Raw genomic sequence first — 11,905 nt, forward strand, 5'->3', positions numbered from 1 at the left:
TAACATATGAATTCTATCACCTTTAACGGAGCCTGTCAATCGATATTTTCAATCATATCCTGAACGTCTTTTTTTCCACTGAAAAAGGAGTGAAGAAGCTGTTCTTCTGTTACTTCAATGCGTGAATTGATTTGAAACACATGCGTCCGGTTTCTTCTCAACGTCCGGACAGCCTGGAGCAAGGGCTCTGTTTTCGAAAGAGGCACATCAAGCAGCTTTAGTGATCTCGGTTCATAAAAGCGTGCGGTCAAAAAGCGGATCAGCATCACGTCTTTTTCCTTCCACATGACAAGCAGCTGAACGGTGATATAGGAGATCGTCAAGAAAAAGGGCGCGTAAAACGGCAGCAGCAGCGCTGCGAAGCCGACGATGAAAAGAAGCGATGTAAAGGACAAAAAAATGGACAATTTATACGCGCGGAAAAACGGCTGCCCGGCGCATAAAAGCAGCTGAACCATTTTCCCCCCGTCAAGCGGCAGCACCGGAAGTAAATTAAACAAAAAAAGGACAGCGTTCATTTGAAAACACCATTCATAAAACGACGCCTCGATCCAGTCCATGTGAAGGAGAGCCATCATTGTGATTAATATCGGCACGTGCATAAACGGTCCGGCGAGCACAACGAGCCACTCTTCACCAGCCGGCCTGCCCGCATGCTCATCTGTCTCCAGCTTGCCGCCGAACGGCAGCAGCTCCATCTTTTGAATTCGCCAGCCCATCGCTTTTGCAGCCAATGCATGGCCAGACTCATGAATAAGCAGCATCAAACCGATCGTTAGCGCTTCTAAAAACAGGCCATTCAATGCCGCAGCCGCACCAAACAGCCACGTTAACGGGTGAACCTTCACTGGATTATTCATTTACATTCACTGTTCTGGATGAAATGATTTGACCGTCCTTCCGCTCGGTCCACTGGATGACAGAGCCGGATGGATCACCGATCATTTCCCCTTTTTTGATCCGTTCGAATAACCGGTACGAGCCGGTTTTCAAGCCGTGTATTTCCACTTCAGTCCCGTCCTCCTGCTGCACAACCACATGCTCATCCAGGATTCGAATGACTGTGCCGTCCTGCTCAGCTGCCAGCGGACTGTTTGTGCTCACGTATGACAAAGGCGCCTGGCTCGTCCGCCCCACGGCCGGCAGCAGCAGGCCAAATCGTTCTTCATATGCTGAGGAGAAAAGGGCAAACGGCAAATCCTGTTCGAAAACGCTGGTGACAAGCGCTGTATGCTGATTAAAATAAACAAACGCAAACAAGCCAAAAGAAGCGATCACTTTTTTCATCACACGAATCCCTCCCACCTGTACATTTATATGTTCTCTCATCCAAAAAACTACTTTGATCGCGGTATTTTAAGGAGAAACCATCCTGTATTAAGGAGAAAGTCTATTTTTTGGCGCAATAACGGCGAATACGGCGCAATTCTCACGGAATTGCGCCGTACTGGAGACAATTGCGCCAACATCCTTGTAATTGCGCCGTACCGGAGATAATTGCGCAATAATCTTGATAATTGCGCCGTACGATAGCAAGCAAACAAACAAAAAAACCGCTTCGATAAAAGCGGTTTTCAGAAATTTAACGGCCGATGCCGATAAAGCGTTTGAATTTTGTGAAGAACGTTTCTTTTACAGGATCGAGCTGCTGCAGCGGAACCGATTCACCGAGGATACGGCGCGCGATGTTCCGGTAAGCAATGGATGCACGGTTGTTCGGATTGTGAGCAACAGGCTCGCCGTTGTGCGACGATTTAATGACTTCATCATCATCGGCTACTATGCCAATCAGCTCAATCGATAAGTGAGCGGCTACTTCATCAACGTCGAGCATATCTCCATCCTTCACCATATGATGGCGGATCCGGTTTACGATCAGCTTCGGCGGTGCCATGCCTTCTTCTTTTTCCAAAAGGCCGATCACGCGGTCTGCATCGCGAACGGATGATTTCTCCGGTGTCGTCACAACGATGGCACGATCCGCTCCAGCTACCGCATTTTTATAGCCTTGCTCGATCCCGGCCGGGCAGTCGATTAAAATGTAATCGTAATCCTGCTTCAGCTCATCAATCAGCTTCTTCATCTGTTCAGGATGCACAGCCGACTTATCGGTCGTCTGGGCAGCCGGAAGCAAATAAAGAAGGTCATTAAAACGCTTGTCCTTTACAAGAGCCTGATGCGTTTTGCACCGTTCCTCCACCACATCCACGAGATCATAAATGATGCGGTTTTCCAGCCCCATGACAACGTCAAGATTGCGAAGCCCGATGTCTGTATCCACAAGACATACTTTTTTCTCCTGCAATGCAAGCGCAGTGCCGAGATTAGCGGTGGTCGTTGTTTTGCCGACACCGCCTTTTCCAGAAGTAATGACGATTGCTTCACCCACTTCAAAAGCCCCCTTTAAACGTCGATAAATCAGGCCGCAAGTATTTCAGCACTTGCAGACGATCAATCACCAATTGTTGTGCTTCGTTTATAAACGCGCATTCTGATTCTGTCAGTTCTTCCTCATCGTACCGGTCCGGAGAACGGGTTAAATGATCGCTGATCCGCAGCTGTGAGGGCATCATCTTTCCTGCAGCGATCACAGCAGAATCATTGCCGTAGCAGCCTGCATGCGCCATTCCCTTCAGGCTTCCCATGACAAAAATGCTTCCACCCGCCAAAACAGACCCGCCCGGATTCACGTCTCCGATCAGCAGAAGATCTCCCGGCACTTCAAGCACCTGTCCGGAACGAATGCGGCCCGCGTACGAAACAATTTCATTTTCTTCCTTCCACTGAACCGCTTCCTCCATCGTCAGGACGTTTGATTTAATTTCTTCCACGACGAGATGACGATGCTTTCGGATCAGCTGGCGAAGCTCTTCTTTTTCTTCTTCTGTAACATACCGGTTGCCAGTTTGCACGGTGACGGTAATCAATGTATCTTCTTGATCCTGTACGACGCCGTCTAACTTTTCCGTTAATTCTTCTATTAATTCATTATACGCACATTTGTCGTTTAATTGAAGAGTCAGACCGTCCTTCGTCCCTTTAATGACGACGTTTTGACTTTGTTTCATCGAAAGTATCCCACCTCTGTACGTCTCAATATTCGACAGCGCGTTCCACTATTCCTTTTTTCCGCGTCAATCAAACACTTTTTTCAAGTGGATGAACGCGTTCCGGAGTGGAATCGCGAAGATCATATAAAACAGGCCATTTAACACAAGCACAGCGATAAGCCTTACGTAAGCAAACTGTTCAAACGAAACAGCCGTCCGCTGAACGAGTACATTTAATCCGTAAATCATCAGTTCAATCAGCGCCACGTCAAAAAGAATAATGATAAACAGAACAGGCAATGTGCCGTGCAGCCATTTGGTCAATTTAGATGTGATGTAAACAAGAAGCGGCAGGAAAAAGAAGTACGCGCCAAGAAGTCCTGTATAAAACATATCAAATAAAAAGCCAAAGAAAAAGCCATATTTTATTGCTGTATTCCTGTCAAAAAAAACAGCCATCATCAAAAGGCCGATCAGGAAAAAACGGGGGACAGGCGTATAAGCACCGTCAAAGGCCTGCTCCGAAAAAAAGAGCATAAAAACGCTGTCGCTGTAAAACAGAATGACCATCAAAAGAGGAAGAAGTCCTTTTTTCACAGCCCTTCCTCCTCAATAAGCACTTGCTGGCGATCCTCTTCCTGCGGGAGCACACTGGTCATTTCCCGTTTTGACACCATGACGTGCTCAAGATCATAAAAGCTGGCCGCCGGCTGAACAAGTGCTGTCTGCGTCAGGCCAAATTCGTCCGGCACAAGCTCGGTCACCGTTCCAATGACAAGTCCTTTCGGAAAGACACCGCCAAGACCGGATGTTGTCACAGCTTGTCCTTTTTTCACCGTTGAATCCGATGGTATTTTGGTCATTTGAAGCATTCGTTTTTCTTCATCATAGCCTTCAATTAAGCCGTAAACCGTTGACTCTCCTTGAATAAGAGCCGATACACGATTTTGTGAATCATGCGCAGAAAGCAGCTGAACCGTCGAGGTAAACTTGGATGTGCTTTGAACCTTTCCGACTAAACCGCTGGCTGTCATAACGGCCATGTCCGGTGCAATGCCATTCGACTCCCCTTGATCAATCGTAATCAGCTCATACCAGCGGTCCGGGTTACGTGCAATGACCGTTGCCTGCACCGGCTCGTAATCAGCCAGGCTTTCTTCTTTCTCCAGCACCTTCCGCAGCTCCGCATTATCCTTTTCAAGACGGGTGACATCACTTTCCAATTGCGCAAGCTCTTCCAAATGCGACCGCAGCTCTGCATTTTCTTCGTATGTATGGCGCAGTCTCTGAACGTCGTCGAAAAAAGATTCAACAGCAGACGCTGGCTTTGATACAATATTTTGGCCAAAGCCCGTTACGTCCTTCACAAACTTTTCCGGCCAGGTAATGTTGTCGCGATCTCTCATGGAAAAGCCGATCATCGCGACCAGCAAAATAATGCTGCCGAGCAATATAATCAACCGCTTGTTTGTAAAAAGTTGCGGCATGAATTCCACCTCAGTTTTCTAAGCATTCAAAACGGTGAGGCAGGTCCAACGCGCTTCCGGCAGCCGGATAGAACGCACGGAGAACCGGCCTCATCATCAATCGTTTGTTATTTGTTTTTAAATAAATGAATGTGGTCAAGCGCAAGGCCTGTCCCAACCGCTACACAATCAAGCGGGTTTTCGGCAATAATGACCGGCATGTTTGTTTCTTTGCTGATGACCTTGTCTAAATTGCGCAGCAGCGCGCCGCCGCCCGTTAGCACAATACCGCGGTCCATAATATCCGCCGCAAGCTCAGGCGGTGTTTTTTCCAATGTTCCTTTTACTGTATCCACAATCGCATAAACGGTGTCCTTCAGCGCATCGGCGATTTCCTGTGCCGTGATTTCAATCGTTTTCGGAAGGCCTGTCAGCAAGTCACGTCCGCGGATTTCCATGTTCGGAATGTCGTCCGTATCTCCGGCAGAGCCGATTTCCATTTTAATTGTTTCAGATGTGCGGTCACCAATCAATAAATTGTACTGCTTGCGAATATACGCAATGATCGCATCATCCATTTCATCCCCGGCAATTCGCAGCGATTCACTTGTGACAATGCCGCCAAGGGAAATAATCGCTACTTCAGTTGTTCCGCCGCCGATATCGACGACCATGCTGCCCGTCGGCTCCCAGACGGGAAGATTTGCTCCAATCGCTGCCGCAAACGGCTCTTCAATCGGATACGCGTCGCGCGCTCCTGCCTGGCGTGTTGCATCAATGACCGCCCGGCGTTCAACGGCTGTAATGCCAGATGGCACACAAACCATTACGTAAGGCTTACTGGACAAAAAGCCGGATGATCCTTTTGTTGCCTGTTTAATATAGTACTTGATCATTGTGGCGGTTGTTTCATAGTCGGCAATAACGCCATCCTTCATCGGACGAGTAGCTACAATATTCCCTGGTGTCCGTCCAATCATGTTGCGGGCATCATTCCCGACGGCCACGATTTGCTTCGTATCCGTCTGCAAAGCTACAACAGACGGCTCCCGGACGATGACTCCTTTTCCTTTTGCGTAAACAAGTGTATTTGCGGTGCCAAGGTCAATGCCTAAGTCGCGGCTCCCAATTCCAAACATGTCGTGTATCTCCCTTTCCTCAGTAGATCCTTTTTATCGTGATCATTTCACTAGTAATGGCTGTTAAATTGTGTGAAAAACTTCTCAAAAACCATAACTTATATTATAGCGGAACGAAAAAAAAAAGCATAGCGTTATAAATAACCTTTTTCTTTCAAACTGACATATTTCTTCTCTCCAATGATCAAATGGTCGAGAACATCAATGCCTAATATTTTTCCACATTCCACAAGACGCTTTGTGACATCAATGTCTTCCCGGCTCGGCGCCGGGTCGCCTGACGGGTGGTTATGAAGACAGACAATGCTTGCTGCAGAGCGTCTGAACGCTTCTTTAAATACTTCTCTCGGGTGGACAATCGATGCGTTTAAGCTCCCGATAAACAATGTCTGCTTATGCATCACCTGATTTTTCGTATTTAAATACAATGCGACAAAATGCTCCTGGCTTAAAAAGCGCATTTCCTCCATCATATAATTCGCCGCATCCTCAGGCGAGCGGATCATAAAACGGTCTTCGTACTTGAGGCGTTCAATGCGGCGCCCGATTTCAATCGCTGCTTTTAATTGGATGGCTTTCGCACTGCCGATCCCTTTGACTGCCGTGATTTCTTCAATGGAGGCATCCTTCAGCAGACGAAGGCCGTCGAATTCATTTAATATGCGGTTGGATAGCTGCAGGACCGATTCTTCCTTTGATCCTGTCCGGAGTAAAATCGCGAGGAGCTCGTGGTTGGATAAGCTGGACGGCCCGCTTGCGATCATTCTTTCACGCGGGCGGTCATGAGGCGGTACATCCCGAATCATCATCGACTGGGAAATAACATGTTTTTCCTGGTTCATTCACTGATTGCCCCTTTCATGATCGGGAAGGAAAACAGCTTGAAAGAAGCCCCATTTGAACCAGCTGCCGGGACAGCGTGGACACAGGCAAGCCAACCACGTTGAAATAGTCGCCATGGATGGCTTTCACAAACAGCGCACCAGCTGACTGGATGCCGTAGCCGCCTGCTTTATCAAACGGTTCACCTGTTTCAAGGTAAGCAGAAATGTCCGCTTCTGTCAGCTCCCAAAATTCAACATCGGTTTTTTCGAAAAATACAACCTGTTCATGACGTGTTATAATCGCGACACCGGTGTAGACAGCGTGTGTTCGGCCGGATAATGATAGGAGCATAGCCTTGGCATCCTGCTCGTTTTCAGGCTTGCCGAGAATGCGTCCTTCTGAGACGACGACGGTGTCCGCGCCGATCACAGCCGCGTCCGGGTTTTGTGCGGACACAACAGCTGCTTTTTTCAACGCGAGCTGCTGGACCGCTTCGGCCGGTTTTGTGCCTGGCTGGATGGTTTCGTCGGCATCGGCTGCTTGAATCGTAAACGGAATGAATACTTGAGAAAGCAATTCTTTTCTGCGGGGCGATGAAGAAGCTAAAATAATGCGGGTCAAAGAGGATCACCTTTCTTTTTAAAGAGATGCACTGCAGGTTTGGGAGATACGGTTTCATCATATCAGACAGGAATCAAATCAACAATAAAAACCTGCCGGATTCTGGCAGGCTAAGGGGAAAGGATCGTTGCCATTTGGTCCAGCTGCTGTGAGGCGGCTGCTTTTCTTAATGCCTCCTCCTCTTCACTCGTGACAGTGGCTTTCGTTTCTTTTACATAAGCAGCGGCGCCATCCGCTTCCAGACGTTTTTCCACATCGTCCGCTTCGCTTTTTGCGAAAAATGCGCCGTAAATCATGCTGTACTGGCCGTCTGAAGGAATCACAGCCGACAGCTGCCTTGAAGAGGCGGCCGCTTGCTGGGCTGCTTCGGCCGTTGAATACACGCCTCCCTGCACAATGAAAAGCGAGACGGCTTTTTCAACAGGGGTCTGCACGGATTGTTGAGCTTGTTCTGCTGGCGCCGTGACGGCAGGCGCTCTGGAGGCTGTTTCTTCCTCTGCCTGCTTCGGCACGGCGCTCATCATTAAAAAACCAAACGTGCTGCCTGTTATAAGAGCTGAAAAAATGATCCCCACACTGGCCGCTGTTTTTAACACGGGCTTTTTTTTTGGCGCTGCTGTTTCTTCGCCCGGCATATGCCATACGAGCACATCGCTGCTATGGCGTGTCCAATCCGGCTCTTCCATACACATTCCTCCTCACTGCTATGTATACGGCAGGGCACATAAAAAAGAACAAAACGCAGGTGCGCTTTGTTCTACTTTGGTTGAATGTTTTCTGTTTTTAAGTCAGATGGCGCTTCACAAAGGAGATATTCCTCCCCGTGCAAACAGACCTTCGTAATTCGTCCATTTTGGGCCGAAACCGTTGTTTCGCTGTTTGGCTCAATGAAGTTGCCGGTAAAAGGATCTTTTATTTTTTCCAAAAATCCTTCTTGAAGCAGCGTCTCATAGGTGACTTTAGACGGGATTGAATCGGGATTTTTCACCCGTTCACTTGTGATCAGCAAATTGGCTGCTTCTTTTAAATGAAGCGCCTGGCTCACAAAGGCACGCTCTTTCGACTGGTTAATCAATTGCCCGATGCCGACAACCGCAATCGCTGAGATAATGCCCAAAATAACGACAACAGCGAGCAGCTCAATGAGGGTGTAGCCCTTTTCATTCGTATTCATACTGTTCATTGTTCAATAACGACAAACGGGTCTTGTTTGTTCGCCGGGTCCGGTGCATCGATCTCCGGTGTATCCTCTAACAGGTCTGTCAGCTCCGGCATGTAGTAAGCAGCCACCGTTAGATTGTATGTCACAGGCTCCGTTACACCTTCTACCTTTTGTGCTTCTTCCGGTCCGGTAAATTCAAGCTGCTCCACTCGAATCATGCGCAGCTGATTTTCCACTGAATCGATAAACGCGTTCATTTCAGCAAAGCCGGGTGATTCAATGGTCAGCTGCGCCCGGATTTTCCGGATGCCCGCAGGAAGCACTTCTTCCGGAATCGGCTGGTTCTCCACCTGCGTCGCTTCTTCAGTTCCGTCTGTTACGTTTTCTTCCGTTGTTTCGTTGGACTGTTCTTCTTCAGAGGCTGTTTCCTCATCCGTGGCTGTCGCGGGGTCCTCAGCCGTTTCCGTGTCGGCCGTCGCATCTTCATTGTCCACTTCTTCTTGAACAGGAATAGCTTCCTCTTCTCCTTCTGTGAACACAATCGCTGTAATTAAGCTGTCGGAGAGCAGTTCTGCTTTTTCAAAATCAAGCATCAGTTTTTCACTCATCGGCTTCACCGGCACCTTGTTTTGCAGAGAGCCGGTGGCAACTAATGGCCCCTGCACACCTGATGCCGTGCTATTGGCTTGAAACGCTTCGATCAGCTGTTCCTCCGCCTCCAGCTGCTGCTCGGTCGTGTCAAGCTCGACTGCTGCTGTCCGGTAAAACGCAAAATACACATAAACAAACAAAAGCAAAACGAGAAGGAGCAAAAGGCCGCTATACACTTGTTTTTTCGTCATGGGTTCTGCTCCTCCAGCTTCTGCAGCACAACCTGCTCGTCGAACATAATTTCAAACTGAACGAAATAACGCGGAAGCGCATCGGCTGCTTCTAATATCGCCTTTGCTTCTTCCTCGGATTCGTCCACAGAGGTATCCATTTGCAATATCGAGGCGTTTTCCACCCAGTCCGATGCCTTCAGCTCGGCTAAATAATACGCCCCCTGCCGGCTCGTATCAAACTGAACCGTTAAGTTCATCGTTTCTTCACTTACATATGACATCGACTGGAAAAATCCGCGCTCCGGCAGCAGCGAGACGAGATGCTTCAAAATCGGTGAAGCGGGCAGGCGCCGCACCTGTGACCATTGAACAGCCTGACGGAGCTGATCGGCACTTGTTGTTTCTGTACCGGTCGTCACGGAGGCAGCTTGTTCCATCGCTTCACGAAGCTGCTGCTGGCTGGACAATTCGCGTTCGGCACGCTCGACCTGGCCTTGCTTGATTTGAATGCCGGCGAACAGCGTAATCGCAGCGGCTAAAAGAATCAGGCCAGTGACCAGCCAGACCCATAACGAGACGCTTTTTTTCTTTTTGGCCGGCAGTAAATTAATATCAATCAGCATTTGTGATCACCCGTCCTTTAGCGCAAGCCCGGCCGCTGCGAAAAAAGCGGGTGCCAGCCGTTCGTTTTGCTTTGTTTCTATTTCCAGCAATTCATCCGTCATAACCTGAACATCAAGCGATTGCTTCATGTATTCCTCTACGAAAAACCGCTGCGGATGATGGCTTGAAAATAAAACCCGCTCGATTTTCACCTGGCCGCCATGCACGGAATTCTCGTAAAAATTGATGACACGGTCCAGCTCGGATAGCGCATCCGCCAGATCACCGGTGCTTTCTTCCTCTTCCAGCCCGAGCACATCTTCACTTTTTTCAATAAACACCGGCTTTAAAAACTTTAGTTGATTTTGGTGAAAGATCGATAGCGTCATGACGTTTGTTTTTAAATGAATCAGCAGCTCATGAGCGTGTTCATCCGTTTGCCCGAAAGCATGAAACAGCCGGTAAACCGCAAGCGGGGCGATGTCAGCTGCTACAGGCTGCAAGCGAGCATGTTCAAACACAGAAGCATACTCCTGCACGATCTGCTCCGGGGCCGCAACAAGCAGCACTGTCTGCTTTTTTTCCTCAACACCTGTCACCACTACATCAAAAACCGGCTCATCAAATGGCAAATGAATGCTTGAGCCAATCTGCATGAAAAAATAATTTTTAATTTCATCGAGCGTCATATCCCGGTCAACCGTTTCCTCCCGAATCGCCACATACCGGTCCGGAATCGTAAAGCGGATCGTGCGGTTTTTCAGCTTCCATTCATCCACCAGATTGTCCATCACCTCTTGAAACTCATCGAGGCGGGCGATGTCTCCGCGCACAATCATTCCTTCCGGCAAAGTGCGTTCGCCCGCTTTTTCAATGATTGGCGGATCGACCTGGCGCAGTTCAACGAAATGAATGGCTTCGTCGGTAATGATGAAATTGACCGTTTTATCTTTTTTCTGAAATAAACGAAACGCCATGCGCTTTTCTCCTTTTTAAAAAAACTGAATATACCAGTGAATGAGTCGGTTTCCTTGCGTGTACGCAACGACTGTCGCAAGGGCAATATACGGGCCAAACGGCATCGGCTTGCCGCGTTTGACTGCTCCGGCCGCCATAAACATCAAGCCGAAAACGGCCCCGAACAAGCAGGCGAGAAAAAACGTCAGCAGCACAAGCTTCGTTCCGAGAACAAAGCCGAGCACGCCGAACAATTTAATATCCCCTCCGCCCATGCCGCCTTTCGACACAACCGCAATGAGCAGAAGCAACCCAAAGCCAATCGCTGCCCCGAGAAGCGAATCCCACCACGGATTAAGCGGCTGAACAAAACGCAGCAGGACAAAAAGTGGCAGAAAAAACAGCAGAATTTTGTCTGGGATAAGCATATACGCAAGATCCGACACGACGAGGATCATCATCATCGAAAACAGGACAATCGCTACCCAGAACGACAGACTGAAGCCGTATAATACGTATGAATACAAAAATAACAGCGCTGTGAGCAGCTCTGTTACAGGGTAAATGATAGAAAGGCGTGTCCCGCACTTGCGGCAGCGGCCTTTAATACTTATGTACGACAGCACCGGCACCAGATCGCGAGCAGCCAATTGATAGCCGCACTGCGAGCAAGCGCTGCGCGGCTTCACAACCGACTTCCCGGCCGGAATCCGGAGCCCGGCGACGTTATAAAACGAGCCGAGCAGGAGACCGTAAAGGAAAACTAAAAATTTAACCATAAATTTTAGTTATCTTCAACGGAAGAACGAGAAAGATCATCTAATGCAACATCGGTAATATTTCTTTCCGATCCAACCAGAGTGACCGAATAGCTATATGATGCGGCTGTAGTATCCGTAGCAGCATTTTTTGTAATGCTTACAAGTGAAGTGTCCTTCTTATAATTCTTAGCCCCAGAGTCTGGATCCTCCATGTCATCAATTAATCCTTCACTGATTAAAGTCTCAAGTTTGATATCCATTGTATCTATATTGGGGTTACTAGCAACGTAAGTTTTTGCAGAATTAATCATCTGCGTCGCATTTGCCACGTGAGCATCCTTTTTCGAGTTATCAATTAACCCTCCAATTGATGGAATCGCAATGGCAGCGATAATCCCCAAAATAACAACAACCGCCAAAAGCTCGATCAGCGTTAAGCCTTTTTCATTTTTCACACGTTTTTTTAGTGCGTTTAACATGTTTCAATCTCCTCTCTC

Annotated in this window: 16 protein-coding genes; all 16 read right to left on the reverse strand. The window is 48.3% G+C overall.

Annotated elements, in window-relative coordinates:
* Positions 1-35: 35 nt before the first annotated feature.
* The 16 genes from BW952_RS03340 to BW952_RS19765 all read right to left on the reverse strand — a co-directional run bounded on the left by BW952_RS03340 (position 36) and on the right by BW952_RS19765 (position 11,887).
* The gene (locus tag BW952_RS03340) at positions 36-860 is read right to left on the reverse strand and encodes a M50 family metallopeptidase (protein ID WP_045849802.1); all 825 of its coding nucleotides are present in this window, start codon (positions 858-860) and stop codon (positions 36-38) included.
* Positions 853-1,290 carry a hypothetical protein gene (locus tag BW952_RS03345; protein WP_139325408.1) on the reverse strand — a complete coding sequence of 146 codons (438 nt, stop codon included), beginning with the start codon at positions 1,288-1,290 and terminating at the stop codon, positions 853-855. The genes BW952_RS03340 and BW952_RS03345 overlap by 8 nt, the downstream gene beginning before the upstream one ends.
* A 292-nt stretch (positions 1,291-1,582) precedes the next feature.
* Positions 1,583-2,389, reverse strand: a complete 807-nt coding sequence (gene minD / locus BW952_RS03350; protein WP_045849804.1) for a septum site-determining protein MinD — start codon at positions 2,387-2,389, stop codon at positions 1,583-1,585.
* Between the two features lies 1 nt (position 2,390).
* The gene (minC, locus tag BW952_RS03355) at positions 2,391-3,068 is read right to left on the reverse strand and encodes a septum site-determining protein MinC (protein ID WP_045849805.1); all 678 of its coding nucleotides are present in this window, start codon (positions 3,066-3,068) and stop codon (positions 2,391-2,393) included.
* Between the two features lie 66 nt (positions 3,069-3,134).
* Entirely contained in the window at positions 3,135-3,647 is a 513-nt protein-coding gene (gene mreD / locus BW952_RS03360; RefSeq protein WP_045849806.1) for a rod shape-determining protein MreD, read from the reverse strand.
* Positions 3,644-4,537, reverse strand: coding sequence for a rod shape-determining protein MreC (gene mreC, locus BW952_RS03365; RefSeq protein WP_045849807.1), 894 nt, complete (start codon positions 4,535-4,537; stop codon positions 3,644-3,646). The genes mreD and mreC overlap by 4 nt, the downstream gene beginning before the upstream one ends.
* A gap of 107 nt (positions 4,538-4,644) precedes the next feature.
* Positions 4,645-5,655 carry a rod shape-determining protein gene (locus BW952_RS03370; protein ID WP_045849808.1) on the reverse strand — a complete coding sequence of 337 codons (1,011 nt, stop codon included), beginning with the start codon at positions 5,653-5,655 and terminating at the stop codon, positions 4,645-4,647.
* Between the two features lie 134 nt (positions 5,656-5,789).
* Positions 5,790-6,497, reverse strand: coding sequence for a RadC family protein (radC, locus tag BW952_RS03375; RefSeq protein WP_045849809.1), 708 nt, complete (start codon positions 6,495-6,497; stop codon positions 5,790-5,792).
* A gap of 16 nt (positions 6,498-6,513) precedes the next feature.
* On the reverse strand, positions 6,514-7,101 hold the full coding sequence (locus tag BW952_RS03380) for a Maf family protein (RefSeq protein WP_045849810.1): 588 nt from the start codon (positions 7,099-7,101) through the stop codon (positions 6,514-6,516).
* Between the two features lie 110 nt (positions 7,102-7,211).
* Entirely contained in the window at positions 7,212-7,787 is a 576-nt protein-coding gene (locus tag BW952_RS03385; protein WP_045849811.1) for an SPOR domain-containing protein, read from the reverse strand.
* Positions 7,788-7,858: 71 nt separating this feature from the next.
* Positions 7,859-8,275, reverse strand: a complete 417-nt coding sequence (locus BW952_RS03390) for a type II secretion system protein (RefSeq protein ID WP_076496190.1) — start codon at positions 8,273-8,275, stop codon at positions 7,859-7,861.
* Positions 8,276-8,280: 5 nt separating this feature from the next.
* Positions 8,281-9,105: a hypothetical protein gene (locus BW952_RS03395; RefSeq protein ID WP_045849813.1), complete on the reverse strand. Its 825-nt coding sequence runs from the start codon at positions 9,103-9,105 to the stop codon at positions 8,281-8,283.
* Entirely contained in the window at positions 9,102-9,710 is a 609-nt protein-coding gene (locus BW952_RS03400; RefSeq protein WP_045849814.1) for a PilN domain-containing protein, read from the reverse strand. The genes BW952_RS03395 and BW952_RS03400 overlap by 4 nt, the downstream gene beginning before the upstream one ends.
* 6 nt (positions 9,711-9,716) lie before the next feature.
* Entirely contained in the window at positions 9,717-10,667 is a 951-nt protein-coding gene (gene pilM / locus BW952_RS03405; protein WP_045849815.1) for a type IV pilus biogenesis protein PilM, read from the reverse strand.
* Between the two features lie 15 nt (positions 10,668-10,682).
* Positions 10,683-11,426, reverse strand: coding sequence for a prepilin peptidase (locus BW952_RS03410; protein ID WP_045849816.1), 744 nt, complete (start codon positions 11,424-11,426; stop codon positions 10,683-10,685).
* A 5-nt stretch (positions 11,427-11,431) separates the two neighbouring features.
* Positions 11,432-11,887, reverse strand: a complete 456-nt coding sequence (locus tag BW952_RS19765) for a type II secretion system protein (RefSeq protein ID WP_045849817.1) — start codon at positions 11,885-11,887, stop codon at positions 11,432-11,434.
* Positions 11,888-11,905: the final 18 nt, after the last annotated feature.

The sequence above is a fragment of the Domibacillus enclensis genome (genome assembly GCF_900156125.1).
Classification (GTDB): domain Bacteria; phylum Bacillota; class Bacilli; order Bacillales; family Domibacillaceae; genus Domibacillus; species Domibacillus enclensis.